Genomic DNA, 18,807 nt, shown 5'->3' on the forward strand with positions numbered 1-18,807 from the left:
GATGAAATTGATGCAACTGAGCGCCGCGCTGATCGCGGCGGGTGTGCTGGCGGGCTGTGCGCCGAAAGGGCCGGAGCCACTCTACTACTGGGGTGATTACCAGCAGCAGATTTATAGCTACTACCAAAAAGACAAAGATCCGGTCCAGCAGATTGATGCGCTGAATCTGGATATCGAAAAAGCCCGTTCGGTAAATAAACCCGTGGCACCAGGTCTGCATGCCCAGTTGGGTCTGCTCTACGCCCAGACCGGCCAAACCGACAAAGCATTCAGCCAGTTTGCGGCAGAAAAGCAACTGTTCCCGGAATCAGCACCGTATATGGATTTTCTGATGAGTAAAAAACAAGGAGCAACCCAGTGAAAAAACTGATTGCAGGTTTCGCCGTGCTGACCGCGCTGCTGCTGACCGGCTGTGCGCCGCATAAAAAACCGTATGATTACAGTGCGTTCCGTGCCAGCAAGCCCGCCTCGATTCTGGTGCTGCCTGCGGATAACAAAGCACCGGATGTCAATGCGGCCCACAGCTTTACCTCGCTGGTGACGCAGCCGTTAGCGGAAGCGGGTTACTACGTGTTCCCGGTGGCGGTGGTGGAAGAGACGTTCCAGCAGAACGGTTTGACCAACGGCCATGACGTTCAGGCAGTCAGCACCAAACGTCTGCACGATATTTTCCACGCTGACAGCGCGCTCTACATTTCGATTACCGATTACGGTACGCGCTATTTAGTGGTCGACAGCAACACGATGGTGAGCGCCTCGGCACGCCTGGTGGATCTGCGCACCGGTAAGCAGCTGTGGGAAGGCAGTGCCACTGCCAATGATGGCGAAAATGGTAACAACAATAGCGGGGGTATCATCGGTATCCTGGTGTCGGCGGCGGTGAAACAGATCGCCAATAACGTCACCGATAAAGCGCACACGGTTGCCGGTGTAACCAGCGTGCGTCTGCTGGCGCAAAACGAAGATGGCGGCCTGTTGGCAGGTCCGCGTCGTCCGTTGTCAGTCACGCATTAAGTAATGAAAAGGGTGCGGCACCGTCGCACCCTTCCCATATCCGTAGCGACGCGATTCATCGCGCTGCTATGGCAACTCCAGCTTGCTGTAGCCCAAACCGTTCATCTTACGCACCTTAATCTGCACCGGGATACGTTCCTTCATCGCTTCCACATGGCTAATCACGCCAATGGTTTTGCCGCTGGCATTCAATGCATCGAGCGCATCCAGCGCGGTGTCGAGTGTCTCGGCATCCAGCGTGCCAAAGCCTTCATCAAGGAACAGCGATTCGAGGCGGGTTTTGTGGCTGACAAGGTCGGATAACGCCAGCGCCAATGCCAGGCTGACCAGAAAACTCTCGCCGCCGGATAGCGTGCGGGTGTCGCGGGTGGCATCGGCCTGCCAGGTATCCACCACATCCAGTTCCAGTTCATCCGTGGCACGACGCTGCAACAGATAACGGCCATGCAGGCGATCGAGCTGACGGTTAGCCAGCCATACCAGGTGATCAAGGGTTAACCCCTGGGCGAAACGGCGGAATTTATCGCCTTTAGCTGAGCCGATTAACTCGTTGAGCTGGCTCCATTGCGTCAGTTCCGCTTCATGGCTGCTGATTTGCGTCAACAGCGATTGCTGCTGCTCACGCAATCTGGCATCGCTGGACAACTGCTGCTGTGCTTCACCTTGCTGGCGCGCATTGTCGCGCAGCGCCATGCGCAGGTTTTCCAGTCGGGTGCCGATGTCTGCCGCCAGTTCGTCGCTCAGTGCTGCCGGACGCTGTTGCTGATGGGCGCTCAATCGTTGCACCAGTTGCTGGCTCAGCGCGGTTTGTTGTTGTCGCTGCTGTTCCAGCGCCTGTAAACGTTGACGCAGCTGATCAACCTCTGCCACATCCAGCAGCGCGGCGCGAAGTGCAGCCTCGTCGGCAAAATCACTGTGCTGCAAGGCGCTGCGCAGGTCGGTTTCCGCCGCCTCCAGACGGGCGGCTTGCGTCAGTTGCTGCTGTTCGAGTTGCGCGCGCTGGCCGCTCAGGCTGTGCACGGCGCTTTGTGCCTGCTGCCAGGCCTGTAATTGCTGCGCCAGTTCCTGTTCACCTGCCTGTAGCGCGGCCTGATGCGCCTGGCGCTCGGCCTGCACCTGGCGATCGCCGAACAGTTGCTGGCGACGCTGGTGTTGTTCGGCGTTTTGCAGCTGTAGCGCGCTGAGCGTTTGTTGCAGTGCATCCAGCCGTTGCTGTTCACGCGCAAGATTCTGCTGCTGGTTATGGCGTTCGCTGTCGGCTTTCGCCAGCTGCGGTTGCAGGTTGGTGAGTAACCGCTCACTCTCTTGCCATTTCTGCCAGCGCAGTTGTAGCGTGTTTAGCCAGCTTTCACGCGCCTCACGGGCGGGCAGGGTAAGCTGATGTTGTGCCAGTTGCTGTGCCAACTGCTGACTTAATTGCTGCCACGCCGCGTATTCCGTTTCACTGCGCTGGCGGAGATCGTCCAACGCCTGCTGTACGCTGCTAATCTGCTGCTGCGCCAGTTGCTGCTGTTGCAGATGCTCCAGCCATGCTTGTAGCTGGTTCTCCTGCTGATCCTGCTGTTGTTGCCAGCGGATAACATCGTCCTGCTGCTCCACTGCGAAGGTGAGCGCCAGCTCACCGGTCAACTGTTGCCATTGCTCAGTCAGCGTAGTGAGTTGTTGCCCGATATCCTTGAGCTCCTGCTGCAACGCCTGCTGTTGCAGCAATGACAGGCGCTGCTGTTCACCTTTAGCCGTGCCGGATTCTTTGAGCTGAGCAACACGGGTTTGCAGTGCCGCAAGACGCTGTTGATTCTCGCCAGGTTCCAGTTGGCGATATTGCTCAATGGCCGGATGCTGACAGGAACCACACAACGGGCAAGGGTGATTGGGCTGCAAGCGGGCGCGTTCATCGGCCAGTTGAGCGATAGTACGCTCCTGGTCACAGATGGTCTGCACATCAAGCATCGCCTGATTCTCGCGCTTCCACTCCTCGCGCAGCGCCTGTAAAACCTGTTCTTCCGCCTGATACTGCTGAGTTAACGCATGCAGTTTCTGCTGGCGTTGCTGCTGCTGTGGTTGGAGTGCGTGCCACTGCGCGGCCAACAGGGTCAGCTGTTGGCGCGATGCACGCTGTGCCTGATGTTGTGCCAACGCCTCCCGCACCTGACTGATATCCCGCGTCTCCTGCTCTGCCAGCGGCTGCGCTGCCTGCTGACGGGCGGTGAGGGCGTGCTGGAGCTGGTCAAGCTGCTGTTGTTGCTGCTGTTGCTGGTGGCGCAACTGGGCAACGGTTTGCTCACGCTCATCCAGCCGGGTAATGTCGGACTGCCAGCGTGTCAGGTGCTCACCCCAACTGGCGACGCTGGCCTCACGGCTGCGCCATTGCTGCTGCTCATCCCACAGCTGTTGTAAGCGTTCACTCTCCTGTTGTTGCTGATTGAGCGCAGTACGGCTTTGCTGCACCACCTGCTGTTGGGCGGTTACCTCGCGCTGCTGATCGCTGAGCTGGTGTTGCAGGGCAGTGAGTTGCTGATCGAGTGGGATGACCTGCTCCGTCAGCAGCGTTTCCAGTTGCTGCTGTGCGTGCTGTGCCTGTTCACGCGCCTGTTGCGCTGCCTGATAACGGGTTTCGCCCTGTTGTTGCGCGGCGATCGCCTGCTGCTGTTGCGCCTGCACCTGTTGGTACTGCTGCGTCAGGGCGATGTTTTCCTGTTGCAACTGGGTGCGCTGTTGCAGTTTAGCGCGCAATTTTTCTGCGGGTTCGGCGCGGGCCAGCCGTTGGCGCTCGGGGTCGGCTTGTTGCCAGGCGTTTTCCGCCGCCTGCAATGCCTGTTGTGCTTGTTGTTGCTCCTCAGCCAGTTGATGTGACTGACTCAGCCACTGCTGCTGCTGTTGGGCGGTAGTCAGCTGCTGATTCAGCGTGGTTTCGGCAGCATTGAGTTGCTCCAGTTGGCTGGTCAGTGCTGTCCGATGCGCCTCATCCAGCAGCGACATGCCCCCGGCGCGGGCGCGTAGCGTATCGAGTTCGGCGCGAGCGTTTTTGTAGCGCTCAAAAATCTGCATCGAGATTTGGCCGTAAATTTCGGTGCCGGTCAGTTCTTCCAGCAATTCGGCGCGCTCGCCCGGTTTGGCATTCAGAAAGGCAGCAAATTGCCCCTGTGACAGCATCATCGAACGCGTAAAGCGGGCGAAATCGAGACCGGATAAGGTTTCGATCAACTTCAGTTTGTCGCCCACTTTATCGGCGACGATTTGGTTATCGGCACAGCGCGCCAGCTCGACGCGCGGTGCCTGTAATTTTCCATCGGCCTGACCACGGGCGCGGTTCTGGCTCCAGAAGGCGCGCCATGCCTCGCCTTTGATCTCAAACTCCACTTCCGCCAGACATTCGGCGGTATCGCGGGTGATCAGTTCGTTCTGGGATTGCGACAGCACGCCAAGGCGTGGCGTCTGGTGATACAGCGCCAGGCAAATAGCATCGAGCAGGGTGGTTTTTCCGGCACCGGTTGCGCCGGTGATGGCAAACAGGCCGTTACTGGCAAAGGGTTCGCGGCGGAAATCGATAAACCATTCCCCACGCAGGGCGTTGAGGTTTTTAAAGCGCAGCGTCAGGATTTTCATGCAGCAGGGTTCTCCAGCGCGGCAAGGGTGGTACGAAACAGCTCGGTGAGCCGGGCCGCCTGTTCGTCATCCAGATCGTCTTCCTGCGCCAGGCGACGCGCAAACACCTCCTCAACCTGCAATTCGCTCAGGGTTTCGTTATCCAGTCGTGCCAGGCTGCGGCTGCGTTGCTCACGGCTACGGCGTACCAGCAGTACCTCGACCGGTAAATTTTCCGTCAGTTGCTCCACGCGGCGCTGCAAATCGCTGAGATGTTCCTGGGTGGTGATTTCAATATCCAGCCACGCTGGCAGCGATGCGGCGTTATCTTGGAACGCGGCCAGTTGTTGTTCGATAGCAGCCAGCGAGCCTTTCAGCATCTGCATTGGCTGGAACAGCGGGATCGTCAGCGGCGTCACCGCATCCAGACCGGTGCTGAAATCGAGCAGAAACACGCTTTTATCACGGCCCAGTTCATCAAAGCTGAGCGGGATGGGCGAACCGCTGTAGCGAATATGGTCGCTGTCAGCAATGCGCTGCGCACGGTGAATATGGCCAAGGGCGATATAGTCGGCGGCGGGAAACGCCTGCGCCGGGAAGGCGTCGAGCGTACCGATGTAGATATCACGCACCGAGTCGCTTTTGGTGACGCCGACAGTGGTGAGATGGCCCGTGGCGATAATCGGCAGTTGGCCTCCGAGTGCCGCGCGTTGCGCCTCGGCGGCGGCAAAGCAGTGCTGATAATGCTGTTCGATGGCTTCCAGCAACGACTGTTGTTTCTCCCGACCGGACTGTCCAGCCTGGCTGCGCAGAATATCGCGCGGACGCAGGTAAGGAATGGCGCACAGCAGCGCGCCTGGCGTACCGTCGCGCTGTTTCAGGGTCAACACCTGTTGCTCGCCTTGTGGCGTCGCGCTGGTGATCACCTGAGTATTGAGGCAGGCGAGCAACTCGCGAGATTCATTTAATGTCGCCACCGAATCATGGTTGCCGGCCAGCACAATCAACTGGCACTGGCTGGCCTGTAACGCCACCACAAAGCGGTTGAACATTTCACGGGCATAGCTGGGTGGCGAGCCGGTGTCGAACAGGTCACCGGCGATAATCAGCGCATCCACCTGATGTTGTTCAATTTGCTGACGCAGCCAGTCGAGAAACGCCTGATGTTCAGCTGCGCGACTTTTGCTGTAAAAGAACTGGCCCAGATGCCAGTCCGCCGTATGAATGATGCGCATGGATGCTCCCTGCCGGTTGACGCGATGGGCAATTATAACGGCTTCATCGCGAAAGAAAAAAATTCGCCGCATGGCTGTCACATTTCTGTTTTTTAACTAAATATTCAGGGGTGCGTTTTTCATAAAAGTGTCATAAAACTGACGCATAATGACGCCGCAAATCCCAGTGACAGCCGTCATATCAGCAGGAGTAATAATGGCTAAGCGCATTTTGGTTGTGGAAGACGAAGCTCCCATCCGTGAAATGTTATGTTTCGTGCTGGAACAGAACGATTACCAGCCGATTGAGGCGGAAGACTATGACAGCGCAGTGGGGAAGCTGATCGAACCCTGGCCTGATTTGATTTTGCTGGACTGGATGTTACCTGGTGGCAGCGGTATCCAGTTTATTAAGCATCTGAAACGTGAAGCCATGACGCGTGATATTCCCGTGATGATGTTGACTGCACGCGGCGAAGAAGAAGATCGTGTTCGCGGTCTCGAAGTGGGCGCGGATGATTACATTACCAAACCTTTCTCACCGAAAGAGTTGATGGCGCGTATCAAAGCGGTGATGCGCCGTATTTCACCGATGGCGGTGGAAGAGGTGATTGAGATGCAGGGGCTGAGCCTCGACCCGTCGTCGCATCGCGTGATGTCAGAAACCACGCCGCTGGAGATGGGGCCGACGGAGTACAAGTTACTGCACTTCTTTATGACCCACCCGGAACGCGTTTACAGCCGTGAACAGCTGTTGAACCACGTCTGGGGCACCAATGTGTATGTCGAAGATCGCACCGTCGATGTGCATATCCGTCGTTTACGTAAAGCGCTGGAGGTCTCCGGCCACGATCGCATGGTACAAACCGTGCGCGGAACAGGGTATCGTTTCTCTGCCCGCTACTGAACGGAGTCTTTACCGTGCTGGAACGACTCTCCTGGAAGAGATTATTGACCGAACTGGTGCTGGTCTGTCTACCGGCACTGATTCTCGGTCTGGTATTTGGCTATCTCCCCTGGCTGCTGTTGATCACCGTGCTGGGGTTATTGTTGTGGCATTTCCGTAACCTGATGCGCTTGTCCCACTGGTTGTGGGTAGACCGTTCCATGACGCCACCCGGCGGACGTGCCAGCTGGGAGCCGCTGTTTTACGGGCTGTATCAAATGCAGCTGCGTAATCGCCGCCGCCGCCGCGAACTGGGCAATCTGATCAAACGCTTCCGTAGTGGTGCGGAATCGCTGCCGGATGCGGTGGTGCTCACCACCGAAGAGGGCATCATTTTCTGGTGTAACGGTCTGGCGCAGCAGCATCTTGGCCTGCGCTGGCCGGAAGACAATGGGCAGAACATCCTCAACCTGCTGCGTTACCCTGAATTCTCCCGCTACATTCGCCAACGCGATTTCAACAAACCGCTGACGCTGGTGTTGAATAATCAACACCATATGGAGTTCCGCGTGATGCCTTACAGCGAAGGGCAGTGGCTGATGGTGGCACGTGATGTGACGCAAATGCACCAGCTGGAAGGGGCGCGCCGCAACTTCTTTGCTAACGTCAGTCATGAGCTGCGTACTCCGCTGACGGTGTTGCAGGGCTATCTGGAGATGATGAACGACTCGGTGATGAATGAACGTTCACGCAGCAAAGCGTTACAGACCATGACGGAGCAAACGCGCCGTATGGACAGCCTGGTGAAACAGCTGCTGACGCTGTCGCGCATTGAAGCGGCTCCGGCCCTCGACATGAAAGAGACGGTAGACGTGCCCACCATGCTGTTGCTGTTGCAGCGTGAAGCGGAAACCCTCAGTCAGGGGCGTCATGAAATCCATTTCCATACCGATCCGCATCTCAAAGTGCTGGGCAATGATGAGCAGTTGCGCAGTGCCATCTCGAACCTGGTGTATAACGCCGTCAACCATACGCCGGAAGGCACAAGGATTGATATCAGCTGGCTGCGTAATAAGCAGGGGGCCGAGTTTAAGGTGTGCGATAACGGGCCGGGGATTAGCCCTGAACATCTGCCACGGCTGACCGAACGTTTCTACCGGGTGGATAAAGCACGTTCGCGCGCCACCGGTGGCAGCGGTCTCGGGTTGGCGATTGTTAAGCATGCGCTTGGGCATCACAACGCACGCCTTGATATCACCAGCGTGCCGCATCAGGAGACCTGCTTCAGCTTTATCCTGCCGCCACGGTTGATTGTCGCCAGCCAGATACGGGAGAATGTGGCGCAATAAGCGTTCTGCTGTCGCTCAGTCAAAGCACATTCGGTAGCGGCGTGATTTATCGCGCGCCCTTCAGTTAGAACATCAAAAACTGCGCGATAAATCGCTCAAAAACCTGCGCGATAAATCGCGCCGCTACGCGGAATCCCTGCATGAAATCGTTGCTGCTGTTCATTTTGCTGTCGTTCTCTGTGCTGGCGCAGGGGCAACAAACCATGCTGGCGGGCAATCTGAGCAGTGTCGGTTCTGATACGCTGGGGTATCTGATGACCTTGTGGGGTGAGGATTTCAGCCGTCAGTCACCGGGCGTGAACGTGCAGGTGCAGGCGGCGGGATCGTCAACCGCGCCTACCGCGCTGGCTGCCGGGGCAGCCCAGCTTGGCCCGATGAGCCGCCCGATGCAGGTGGATGAGCGCCAGTTGTTTATTGCCCGCTATGGCTATCCGCCGTTGGCGGTACCAGTGGCGATGGATGCGCTGGTGGTGGTGGTCAATCAGGACAATCCACTGACGCAAATTGCGCCACAGCAACTGGATGCGCTGTTTTCAGTGACGCGCCTGTGTGGTGCGCATCAGGTGCCGCAGCGCTGGGGCGATGTCGGCCTGACCGATCCGCACTGGGCCACGCGCAGTATCCAACGTTACGGACGTAACTCCGCGTCCGGCACCTGGGGGTTCTTTAAGCAGCAGGTGCTGTGCAAGGGCGACTTCCGTGCCGATGTGGCGGAGTTCCCCGGTTCGGCGGCGGTGGTGCAGGCGGTAGCGGCCACGCCCAACAGCATTGGTTACGCCAGTTTCGGCTTTCATCTCAGTGGGGTGAAGACGCTGCCGGTGGTTACCCACAATGGCGAAAGCGTGATGCCGGATGCGGAATCCATTCGTAGCGGCCGTTATCCGTGGTCGCGTCCGCTTTATCTCTACATCAACAAAGCGCCTGGCAAACCGTTGCCGCCGCTGGTCTCGGCATTTTTGCATCAGGTGTTGTCGCCTCAGGGGCAGCGTCGGGTCAGTGAGGCGGGTTATCTGCCGCTGTCTGACAGCCAGATGGCGCAGGCGCGCGCCGCCATTGAGGAAAATTGAAGAACGTGCATCGCAACATGAATTTTCTTCATGTCACCTGAATTTTCTTCGTTTGCCCAAAACCGTTCAGCATGTCACTCTCCTTAGCCATATAGCCATCCAGATGGCTAAAAATAACCAGGTGAAATTATTACCTGACGCAACCATGCGTTTACGGCTTTAGCCAGGAGTGATCATGCAACGAGTAACCGCCCCGTTCCGTGCCGATACCGTCGGCAGTTTTCTGCGTCCCGCTGCGATTAAGCAGGCGCGTGAGCAGTTTGCTAAAGGTGAAATTGATGCTGCCGCGCTGCGTCAGGTCGAAGATGAGGCCATTCGTCATGTGGTGGAGCAACAACGTGCCAACGGCTTGCACGTGGTCACCGATGGTGAATTTCGTCGCGCCTGGTGGCATTTCGACTTCTTTGATGGCCTGATCGGCGTTGAGCGTTATGAAGCGGATCAGGGTATTCAGTTCAATGGCGTGCAGACCAAAGCACGTGGCGTGAAAGTGACCGGCAAAGTGGCGTTCAACCCGAACCACCCGATGCTGGAGCATTTCCGCTTCCTGCAAAGCATCGCCGGCGACGCGGTGCCGAAGATGACCATTCCCAGCCCGAGCGTGTTGCATTTCCGTGGCGGCCGCAAAGTGATTGATGCCACCGTGTACCCGGATCTGAAAGCGTATTTCGCCGATCTGGCACAGACCTGGAAAGATGCCATCCAGGCGTTTTACGCGGCAGGCTGCCGTTACCTGCAACTGGACGATACCGTTTGGGCCTATCTGTGTTCTGCCGATCAGCAGCAGCAGATCCGCGAACGTGGTGAAGATCCACAGGAACTGGCGCGTATCTACGCTCAGGTGCTGAATACCGCGCTGGAAGGTAAACCGGCGGATCTGACCGTCGGTCTGCACGTGTGTCGCGGTAACTTTCGCTCCACCTGGATCTCAGAAGGCGGCTACGAGCCGGTGGCTGAGGTCCTGTTTGGCGGCGTGAATATTGATGCCTTCTTCCTCGAATATGACAACGAGCGTTCCGGTGGTTTTGAGCCATTGCGCTTTATTAAGCCGGGCCATCAGCAGGTGGTGCTGGGCCTGATCACCACCAAAACCGGTGAGCTGGAAGATCCGGCTCAGGTGAAAGCGCGTTTGCAGGAAGCGGCGCAGTTCGTCAGCCTCGATCAGATTTGCCTCAGCCCGCAGTGCGGCTTTGCTTCAACCGAAGAGGGCAACAGCCTGAGTGAAGATCAGCAGTGGCAGAAAATCCGGCTGGTGGTCGACATCGCCAATCAGGTGTGGTGATGCTGTAAAGTTGTGCAAACAGGCGCGTAAATCGCGCCTTTTGTGCATCTGAAAGCCACGTGATGCGCGGATATCTCCTGCGCTGTGGAAAGTTTAAGCAAATCATCTGATGTGTTTTCGACCTTATCTATATTGATTCACTGCTTTTTATCTGTTTAGTGCTATATCCTTCTGGTTTTCCGATCCCGTATTGCCTTTCTCCGCTATAAACGTTTTACTACGCGCCGTTGTCGATTCTTCCCTCTGTGAACAGAAGAAAAGCAGTTTAAATCACCTGCGCTTTAACCCTACGACGAGCATAACGCACTGGCGTTGCCGTATAAGTCGTTGTTTTGGCGCGGTCAGGGAGCAACACAAACTCAACTTTCACCGCAACATCAGCTACAGGCAGTACAGAAGTTTATGACATATCGTTTAACCCCGAAGGATATACTTGCGCTGGGCTTTATGACGTTTGCCCTGTTTGTTGGCGCAGGAAACATCATTTTCCCGCCGATGGTGGGTATTCAGTCTGGCGAACACGTCTGGGTGGCCGCCATTGGCTTCCTGATCACTGCCGTGGGTCTGCCGGTGATGACCGTTATCGCGCTGGCGCGTGTTGGCGGCGGCATCGATGCCCTCAGCTCGCCGATTGGTAAAGCAGCCGGTTTGCTGCTGGCGACCGTGTGTTACCTCGCCGTTGGCCCGCTGTTCGCTACGCCGCGTACCGCGACGGTATCATTTGAAGTGGGGATCGCCCCGCTGACCGGTGATGGCGCGCTGCCGCTGTTTATCTACAGCCTGATCTACTTCTCGCTGGTGATCGTGATTTCCCTCTATCCGGGCAAATTGCTGGATACCGTGGGCCACTTCCTGGCTCCGCTGAAAATTGTTGCCCTGACAGTGCTGGGTGTCGCCGCGCTGCTGTGGCCAGCCGGTGGCTTGTCGCCGGCAACGGCAGATTATCAGCGTGCCGCCTTCTCCAGCGGGTTTGTTAACGGCTATCTGACCATGGATACGCTGGGTGCGCTGGTGTTCGGTATCGTTATCGTCAACGCGGCGCGTTCGCGCGGTGTGGAAGATTCCGGCCTGCTGACCCGTTACACCATGCTGGCCGGTATCATTGCCGGTGTGGGTCTGACGCTGGTTTACCTGTGCCTGTTCAAACTGGGTTCAGACAGTGGCGCGATTGTTGATCAGAACGCCAACGGTGCGGCAATTCTGCATGCTTATGTGCAGCAAACTTTCGGTGGTATGGGCAGCTTCTTCCTTGCGGCACTGATCTTTGTCGCCTGTATGGTGACGGCCGTTGGCCTGACCTGCGCCTGTGCAGAATTTTTTGCGCAATACCTGCCGTTGTCGTATAAAGCCCTGGTCTTTATCCTCGGTCTGTTCTCGATGGTGGTGTCAAACCTTGGTCTGAGCCATCTGATTCAGATTTCCATTCCGGTGCTGACGGCAATTTATCCGCCTTGCATCGTGCTGGTGGTGTTGAGTTTCACCCTGAACTGGTGGAACAAGAGCAGCCGCATTATCGCCCCGGCGATGCTGGTGAGCCTGCTGTTCGGTATTGTTGACGCCATCAAAACGACCAGCTTTAAAGACGCGCTGCCGCTGTTCAGTCAGCACCTGCCGCTGGCCGATCAGGGACTCTCCTGGTTGCCGCCGTCGCTGGTGATGCTGCTGATTGCCGCGGTGGTGGATCGCGTGAAAGGGCGCGAACAAGTCGCCGTTCACCAGTAAGCGACATTGCTGTTAATTTCGACCACGGGCCTGCCCGTGGTTTTTTCATTTGCAAGGTACTGTTGTTATGCAAGAAACCAATAAGCTCAAACGTGGACTGAGCACGCGCCACATTCGTTTTATGGCACTGGGTTCGGCGATTGGCACCGGGTTGTTTTATGGCTCGGCGGATGCCATCAAAATGGCCGGTCCCAGTGTGCTGCTGGCGTACATCATTGGCGGGGCGGTGGCGTATATCATCATGCGTGCGCTGGGCGAAATGTCGGTTAACAACCCGCAGGCCAGCTCTTTTTCACGTTATGCGCAGGATTATCTTGGCCCGTTGGCAGGTTATATCACCGGCTGGACTTACTGCTTTGAAATTCTGATCGTCGCCATCGCTGATGTGACCGCGTTTGGTATCTACATGGGCGTCTGGTTCCCCGAGGTGCCGCACTGGATTTGGGTGCTGAGTGTGGTGCTGATTATCGGTGCCATCAACCTGATGAGCGTGAAGGTGTTTGGTGAGGTGGAGTTCTGGTTCTCCTTCTTTAAAGTTGCCACCATCATCATCATGATCATCGCCGGTTTCGGCATGATTTTCTGGGGTATCGGCAATGGCGGTCAGCCAACCGGTATCCATAACCTGTGGACCAATGGCGGATTCTTTGCGCATGGCGTGGTCGGCATGTTGCTCTCCTTGCAGATGGTGATGTTTGCTTACGGTGGGATCGAGATTATCGGTATCACTGCCGGTGAAGCGAAAGACCCGAGTCAATCTATCCCGCGTGCGATTAATTCCGTACCGTGGCGCATCCTGGTGTTCTACGTCGGTACGTTGTTTGTGATTATGTCGATCTACCCGTGGAACCAGGTGGGTACCGCAGGCAGTCCCTTTGTCCTGACCTTCCAGCATCTCGGTATTGCCGCAGCCGCTTCGATCCTCAACTTCGTGGTGCTGACGGCCTCTTTGTCAGCCATCAACAGCGACGTATTTGGGGTGGGCCGTATGCTGCACGGTATGGCGCAGCAGGGCCATGCACCGAAGATGTTTATGAAGGTGTCGGAGCGCGGTATTCCGTGGGTGACGGTGTTGGTGATGATGGTGGCGATGTTGGTCGCGGTATACCTCAACTACCTGATGCCGGAAAAAGTGTTCCTGGTGATTGCCTCGCTGGCAACCTTCGCCACGGTGTGGGTGTGGATCATGATTTTGCTGTCGCAGATCGCCTTCCGCCGCAAAATTGGTCGGCAGGAAGCCGGGAAGCTGCAATTTGCGCTGCCGGGTGGCAGTGCCACGGCATGGGTGGGGGTGTTGTTCCTGGCCTTTATCATCGCCTTGATCGGTTACTTCCCGGATACGCGCGTGTCGCTGTACGTTGGATTGGCGTGGATTGTATTGCTGCTGCTGGCCTGGCCGCTGGTGAAGCGTAACAAGTAACGGTCACAAATGTTTGTAGCGGCGCGATTTATCGCGCTGTTGTTTTTTTGTCCCCTGAGGGCATTGCGCGATAAATTGCGCCGCTACAATAACTTGCGAATAATCACCAGTTCTTACCTAACGCTATCTCGCCACCATAAGGGCTAAGGTGGTTGTTGTCGTAATACAGTGGCAAGCCACCATTGGCAAACATGCAACCATTGTCATTACAAAGCTTGTCACGCAGAGACAGCACCCGTACACCTGATGTCTGATAACTCTGCAACAGTTCATCCACGGCGGCTTCCGGGTACTGGAACAATTTGGTGCGTGCCGTCGGTAACGGTGGCGTATCCCAGCGCCCCAGCCAGTCACTCAATTCGCGGCGAATCGGGATGTTGCGATTGTTGCTGTACCGCAACGGATCGATATCCAGCGACGGGGCGTCTTCAATGATGGTGACTTTTTTCCCCGCCTTCCGCAGCTCGGCAATCACGTTATCCATACCGAATTTCAACGCCTCCAGATTGCTTTTATCTGGATGCGCCAGCTCGCGAAAGCCAGCCTTGGGCAGGATACTCATGCCAGAGGCCCAGTAGGCACTGATCACCACTTCATCAATTTTGTCACTCAGCACCATTTTCAGTACCTCGCGATTAAAATCGACGCATTGTTGCGCATGGGTTGGTACCTGATTGACCACCCGCGTCACGCCAATCAGGAACGGGCATGAGGCTTTAGTCAGCTGGAATAAAGGTTTGTGTTGGCGCAAGGCATAGGCGGCCACCGTGGCGCGTAACGCCGCAGCGTGGCTGTCACCGATTAACGCGATACCGGGCTGGTCCGTAGCCGGATGGCATTGCGCATCAAGCGACGGGAAATTCGCGCCGTAATCCAGCAGGCAGGGATTGCGCTGTGCCGAAATCTTCCAGGATTCGCCGTTGACCACCAGCTCACTGACGCGAGATTTCATCCCGCCGGTCTGCCAAAGCACCACCATGGCACCGGCAGCCAACAGCGACGAGGCGCAGTAAACCGGGATCACCAGGCGAGTGCCACGTTGCGGATGGCGAAAAGGTTGTTCAACAAAGCGCCATGACAGCCAGGCAATCAGCAAGGCAAGGGCGCTGATCATCAGGCCCTGCCACGCGGTTAACGGATGATCGCTGAAGATGCGCGCCAGACTGAGTAGCGGCCAGTGCCACAAATACCAGGAGTAGGAGACGGTGCCGATAAAGCGCATCACGCGGTTTTCCAGCAGCAGCCGGTTCAGGCGGCCACGCGCACCGATCATCAGACAACCGGCTGCCACCGGCAGGATCGCCAGCCAGCCTGGAAAGTCATCATCGCGGGTCAGGAGCATGGCGCTGGCGATAATCAACAGCCAGCCCAGCAGATTACACAGGTTGGCGGCGCGTCCTTCCAGCGGCTGTGGTTGCCACAGCGCCAGCAGCACACCCGCCCCCAGTTCCCACGCGCGGGTTGGCAGCAGGTAGAAGGCATGGGTGCTGTCCCTCGGGGTCAGCCACAGGCAGGCGACCAGCGAGGCGATGCTGATGACGAAAATCACGCCAGCCATCGAACGCTTAAAGCGCGCGGCCAGCAGCAAGATAAACGGCAACACCACGTAGAACTGTTCTTCAATCCCGAGGGACCAGGTCATCAGCAGCGGATTTAAATCGGCATCGCTACTGAAGTAGTCGCCGCTTTTCATCAGCAGCATATTGGGCACGGAGATAAACACCGCAACGCTGTATTTTGCCAGTTGGCTGAATTCGAGGGGGGACAGCAGGATATAGCCGAGCAGCAACAGAATCGCCATCATGAAAAACAGGGCAGGCGCGATACGACGAATACGGCGTAAATAGAATTGATAAAAGGAGAAGCGCCCTGCGGCGATTTCCCGGCTAATAATGCCACCGATTAAAAAGCCGGAAATAACAAAAAAGAGATCAACACCGATAAAGCCACCCGGCAGAAAGTTGACACCGGAATGGAACAGCACCACCGACAGAATAGCGACAGCGCGCAAACCATCAATATCCGCGCGATAACGGAAACTATCCGAATTGGTCATAATACCGCCCGTTGATTTTTAATTACCTGATGCAAATGGCGAAAAATAAATCGGCGACTCCTTGTCGCCGAAAAACAAGGGTAAAAAATAATGAATCAAGGGATGATTGACGCTGACAGGTTAACCCGAGGTTAAACGAATCCGAACGCCTGACGGGAAATATAGAAAATCCTCAGAAGTCACTGACGAATAGCTAACGAAATCTTAATGGTTGTATTTTGCTCAGATAAGCCAGAGGCGTAACGGCGCGATTTATCGCGCGTCCGTTAGCTCGCACCAATCCGTGAAAAACCGCGCGATAAATCGCGCCGCTACGGATAATTGACGGGAATAATGGCTTGCTTATCCAGCGCCTGGCGGAAGGTGTCCAGGGTGGATTGATAAGGGCATAAGGTGCCGACTTCCGTCACTCTACAGTTTTTCTCATGCCACTCCTGACGCAGTAACGGATGACGATCATCCACCGGCGTTAAATGTCGCAGGTCATCGAGGCTTTGTGCCTGGAAATAGATACGCACGAAACGTTGCCCGCTTTGTGTGTCGCGCCAACGTTCAAACACCAGGCTACTGCCGGGCGGGATATTGCCGCGGGCATAGCCGGGCAATTGCCAGCTAAAGTCCATCAGGGTACGCACGCGCGCGATATTGGTATCATGCGCCACGAATAGCAACCAGCGGGTATCCGGTGAGGTATTGCCGTCGCGGTTGATGCCTTGTTCCAGCCCTTTTATCACCGCATCCAGCAGGATTGAGCCGCGACGTTGCGCCATGTAAGGCACATCGTTGCTGAGGTCATAGCTGGCGGTCAGAATCGGCAACAAGGCGCTGATCTGCGCGGAAGAGGTGATGTTGCCCCAGGCCAGTTGGCTGAGCGGCAGGTTCTCACTCCAGCCGAGGCGCAACGTTTCGACCATGCTGGCCAGCACGCTCAGCCCCTGCACCCAGCTATGGCCTTTTTTCGTTTCTTTTAACTGCCACGGCTGGGTAAAGGCGGTGCAGTCGCTGGTGGGCGCGCAGACCGCCTGTCTGAGTTGCTGTATCGCCGGTTGGAGCTGCTGTTGCAACGCCGCGATGTCACCGGCTTTAGCGACCAGGGCAGCGTGTTCTTTGGCCGGGTCCAGCTGGGCAAACGGTTCTTTTTCGCTCTGGAACAGGGGATCGCTATCGCCATCTACATGATGAATCGCCACACCACAGCCAGGAAAGGCACCATCAACCAGCGCTTCTGCGGTGGCGCGGGTGCGTTGCAATGGGCTGGCGCGTACATAGATATCCGTGGCAGTCGGGCATCCTCGGGTAAGCAGACCCAGTTGACGATAATGTTCCCCTTCCCAACGACCTTTGTTAACCACAGCAGCGTAGCCATGGCCGGTCAATTCGCCGTCATGGGTGGTCCACTGCGTCCAGGGGCGTTGTGTGGCGGCTTCGATCTCTTTGCGGTTGCCTGGTGTTGGTGGCCGCACGCCGTGGCGGCTGATTTCGACCACTTTTTCCAGTTGATAGTGATCCGCAGCCTGGCTATGAGCCAGCGGTAATAATAAGGCGCAGGCCAGCACCAGGCGGGCTGGCAGAGTAAAGGGCACCGACATCAGCACATCCTTAATCACAGGAGAGAGGAGGAGGGCAGCATCGCTTTCAACTGCGGATAGAGCACGGCATTGGCCAGCAACACCGGGTTGCCGTGTTTCAGTCCGTCATTGTGCAGATAATCGTTGGTGACGCCGCCAGCTTCGCGCATCAGTACGATGCCGGGCAGACCATCCCACGGGTTCATATGCGCTTCGTAATAGCCAATCAACCGACCGGCCGCCGCCCAGGCACTCATCAGCGCGCCCGACCCGGTACGGATAAACATTCCACCTTGTTGCAGCAGCGCGGCGATAAAGGTGGTGAGGGGTTCAGCGGGCTGGCTGTTGGAACTGCTGATACCTAATACGCCCTGATTGAGCTGTTGGGCGCTGTGGGCCTGAATGCGCTTGTCGTTCACCCACGCTCCCTTACCACGGCAGGCATGAAACTGCTCGTGATGATTGGGATCGCACACCACGCCAATCACCGCCTCATCTTCACACACGATAGCCAGCGATACACACCAGTTATGCAGGCCGTTGACGAAACTGCTGGTGCCATCAATCGGGTCCACCACCCAGACAAAACGGGCCCCCTGGGTGTCACCGCCGCTCTCTTCACCCAGCACCGCATCTTCCGGAAAACGCTCGGCAATCATGTATTTAATCAGTTGCTCCACATTACGATCGGCTTCGCTGACCACATCCTGGAGATCCTTCTTATGCTCGACCACCAGTTGATGGCGCTGCTGATACCAGGAGAAGGCGCGGCTGGCAGCGGCGGTGGCGACATCACGGGCAAAGTGGTAACGCGCGTCAAGTTCAGTAAGTGATGCTGATGACATCTTTCCCTCTTATGATTTATACCCTTCAGACTTCAAGCTCCCCTCAGGGGATCGGGTATTGTGACAGGCGAAATGGCTGTGTGATCCAGGTAACGAAAGATAAGAAAGGCTTCATTAAGCCGCAGATGTTTGCGGCTGGCAAGAGGGGAGAGGATTCTGAATGTGTTACAGCTGCTGCGTGCGCGCCAGTTCCATCAGCCGCGGATACAATTGGAAGAATTGTTGCTCCAGTCCGGCATAATTCTCAACGAAATCCTGATATGAATCACGCAACGCAGCGAGGCGGGGACGGCGCTGCGCCATGCCACTCAACACCCGCGCCAGACGGGTCGGTTCGGCGTAATGCTCCAGCCAGCGTTCACGCCACATTATCGCGTTCAGCTCGACAAAACCCGCCGGTGTCCCCGACAACTGCGGCGTAATTTCCCGTTCAGCCGCCGCGGAAAAAGCGGCCAGCGACTGGGCGGGGTGGAATCGATCCCAGTGCCGCGCCAGGAAATGATCCCAGATGACATCTAACGTGATGGGGGCCACGCGCCGGGTTTCGGCACGGAACCACTGACGCGCCTCGCGCACTTCCGGCAAATTATCGGTCAGGCTATCAAGCCGTCGATGCAGCAAAATGCCGTCGGCAATCGGGGTTGACCATTGCTGATGGGGGTTGCCGCGTACAAAGTCGGCCATTAAGTTGCCCAGCAGTGAGCTGTCAGCCAACTGGGCCAGGTGCAGGTGAGCGAGAAAGTTCATGCCGCATTATAGACAGAATCAATGAAGCACAGCCAGTTGTTCAGAATTGGTC

Annotated in this window: 14 protein-coding genes; 8 read left to right on the forward strand and 6 right to left on the reverse strand. The window is 56.7% G+C overall.

Annotated features, from left to right (window positions below):
• Position 1: 1 nt before the first annotated feature.
• Entirely contained in the window at positions 2–361 is a 360-nt protein-coding gene (locus PAT9B_RS04570; RefSeq protein ID WP_013508088.1) for a DUF4810 domain-containing protein, read from the forward strand.
• Complete coding sequence (locus tag PAT9B_RS04575; protein ID WP_013508089.1) at positions 358–1,014, forward strand: DUF799 domain-containing protein; 657 nt, start codon at positions 358–360, stop codon at positions 1,012–1,014. Before PAT9B_RS04570 ends, PAT9B_RS04575 begins: the two co-directional genes overlap by 4 nt.
• A 66-nt stretch (positions 1,015–1,080) precedes the next feature.
• Here the strand turns inward: PAT9B_RS04575 and PAT9B_RS04580 are convergent, their stop codons facing one another.
• Both PAT9B_RS04580 and sbcD read right to left on the reverse strand, forming a co-directional pair.
• Positions 1,081–4,620 carry an SbcC/MukB-like Walker B domain-containing protein gene (locus PAT9B_RS04580; RefSeq protein ID WP_013508090.1) on the reverse strand — a complete coding sequence of 1,180 codons (3,540 nt, stop codon included), beginning with the start codon at positions 4,618–4,620 and terminating at the stop codon, positions 1,081–1,083.
• On the reverse strand, positions 4,617–5,834 hold the full coding sequence (gene sbcD, locus PAT9B_RS04585) for an exonuclease subunit SbcD (RefSeq protein ID WP_013508091.1): 1,218 nt from the start codon (positions 5,832–5,834) through the stop codon (positions 4,617–4,619). Before sbcD ends, PAT9B_RS04580 begins: the two co-directional genes overlap by 4 nt.
• Positions 5,835–6,030: 196 nt before the next feature.
• Between sbcD and phoB the strand changes: the two genes are divergently transcribed.
• The 6 genes from phoB to proY all read left to right on the forward strand — a co-directional run bounded on the left by phoB (position 6,031) and on the right by proY (position 13,539).
• On the forward strand, positions 6,031–6,720 hold the full coding sequence (phoB, locus tag PAT9B_RS04590) for a phosphate response regulator transcription factor PhoB (protein WP_003852491.1): 690 nt from the start codon (positions 6,031–6,033) through the stop codon (positions 6,718–6,720).
• Between the two features lie 14 nt (positions 6,721–6,734).
• Positions 6,735–8,048, forward strand: a complete 1,314-nt coding sequence (gene phoR / locus PAT9B_RS04595; RefSeq protein ID WP_013508092.1) for a phosphate regulon sensor histidine kinase PhoR — start codon at positions 6,735–6,737, stop codon at positions 8,046–8,048.
• 140 nt (positions 8,049–8,188) lie between these two features.
• Positions 8,189–9,115 (forward strand): PstS family phosphate ABC transporter substrate-binding protein, encoded by a 927-nt coding sequence (locus PAT9B_RS04600; protein WP_013508093.1) that lies wholly within the window; start codon positions 8,189–8,191, stop codon positions 9,113–9,115.
• Between the two features lie 175 nt (positions 9,116–9,290).
• Positions 9,291–10,397 carry a cobalamin-independent methionine synthase II family protein gene (locus tag PAT9B_RS04605; RefSeq protein ID WP_013508094.1) on the forward strand — a complete coding sequence of 369 codons (1,107 nt, stop codon included), beginning with the start codon at positions 9,291–9,293 and terminating at the stop codon, positions 10,395–10,397.
• A gap of 402 nt (positions 10,398–10,799) precedes the next feature.
• Positions 10,800–12,119, forward strand: a complete 1,320-nt coding sequence (gene brnQ, locus PAT9B_RS04610) for a branched-chain amino acid transport system II carrier protein (protein ID WP_013508095.1) — start codon at positions 10,800–10,802, stop codon at positions 12,117–12,119.
• 67 nt (positions 12,120–12,186) lie between these two features.
• On the forward strand, positions 12,187–13,539 hold the full coding sequence (gene proY, locus PAT9B_RS04615; RefSeq protein WP_013508096.1) for a proline-specific permease ProY: 1,353 nt from the start codon (positions 12,187–12,189) through the stop codon (positions 13,537–13,539).
• Positions 13,540–13,642: 103 nt separating this feature from the next.
• Here the strand turns inward: proY and PAT9B_RS04620 are convergent, their stop codons facing one another.
• From PAT9B_RS04620 to PAT9B_RS04635, 4 genes are all read right to left on the reverse strand, one after another.
• Positions 13,643–15,595 (reverse strand): acyltransferase family protein, encoded by a 1,953-nt coding sequence (locus tag PAT9B_RS04620; protein WP_013508097.1) that lies wholly within the window; start codon positions 15,593–15,595, stop codon positions 13,643–13,645.
• Positions 15,596–15,906: 311 nt separating this feature from the next.
• Entirely contained in the window at positions 15,907–17,184 is a 1,278-nt protein-coding gene (locus PAT9B_RS04625; RefSeq protein ID WP_013508098.1) for a histidine-type phosphatase, read from the reverse strand.
• A gap of 14 nt (positions 17,185–17,198) precedes the next feature.
• A complete protein-coding gene (locus PAT9B_RS04630) occupies positions 17,199–18,008 on the reverse strand; it encodes an inositol monophosphatase (RefSeq protein ID WP_013508099.1) in 810 nt (269 codons plus the stop codon).
• Positions 18,009–18,173: 165 nt separating this feature from the next.
• A complete protein-coding gene (locus PAT9B_RS04635; RefSeq protein WP_013508100.1) occupies positions 18,174–18,755 on the reverse strand; it encodes an ACP phosphodiesterase in 582 nt (193 codons plus the stop codon).
• Positions 18,756–18,807: the final 52 nt, after the last annotated feature.

This window comes from Pantoea sp. At-9b (genome assembly GCF_000175935.2).
Taxonomy (GTDB): domain Bacteria; phylum Pseudomonadota; class Gammaproteobacteria; order Enterobacterales; family Enterobacteriaceae; genus Pantoea.

Bases quoted from the DNA above. Each gene is read 5' to 3' on its own strand.
- PAT9B_RS04630 (WP_013508099.1), bottom strand. From the start codon at position 18,008: ATGTCATCAGCATCACTTACTGAACTTGACGCGCGTTACCACTTTGCC.
- sbcD (WP_013508091.1), bottom strand. From the start codon at position 5,834: ATGCGCATCATTCATACGGCGGACTGGCATCTGGGCCAGTTCTTTTAC.
- PAT9B_RS04625 (WP_013508098.1), bottom strand. From the start codon at position 17,184: ATGTCGGTGCCCTTTACTCTGCCAGCCCGCCTGGTGCTGGCCTGCGCC.
- PAT9B_RS04605 (WP_013508094.1), top strand. From the start codon at position 9,291: ATGCAACGAGTAACCGCCCCGTTCCGTGCCGATACCGTCGGCAGTTTT.
- PAT9B_RS04570 (WP_013508088.1), top strand. From the start codon at position 2: ATGAAATTGATGCAACTGAGCGCCGCGCTGATCGCGGCGGGTGTGCTG.
- PAT9B_RS04620 (WP_013508097.1), bottom strand. From the start codon at position 15,595: ATGACCAATTCGGATAGTTTCCGTTATCGCGCGGATATTGATGGTTTG.
- brnQ (WP_013508095.1), top strand. From the start codon at position 10,800: ATGACATATCGTTTAACCCCGAAGGATATACTTGCGCTGGGCTTTATG.
- PAT9B_RS04600 (WP_013508093.1), top strand. From the start codon at position 8,189: ATGAAATCGTTGCTGCTGTTCATTTTGCTGTCGTTCTCTGTGCTGGCG.
- proY (WP_013508096.1), top strand. From the start codon at position 12,187: ATGCAAGAAACCAATAAGCTCAAACGTGGACTGAGCACGCGCCACATT.
- PAT9B_RS04635 (WP_013508100.1), bottom strand. From the start codon at position 18,755: ATGAACTTTCTCGCTCACCTGCACCTGGCCCAGTTGGCTGACAGCTCA.
- phoB (WP_003852491.1), top strand. From the start codon at position 6,031: ATGGCTAAGCGCATTTTGGTTGTGGAAGACGAAGCTCCCATCCGTGAA.
- PAT9B_RS04580 (WP_013508090.1), bottom strand. From the start codon at position 4,620: ATGAAAATCCTGACGCTGCGCTTTAAAAACCTCAACGCCCTGCGTGGG.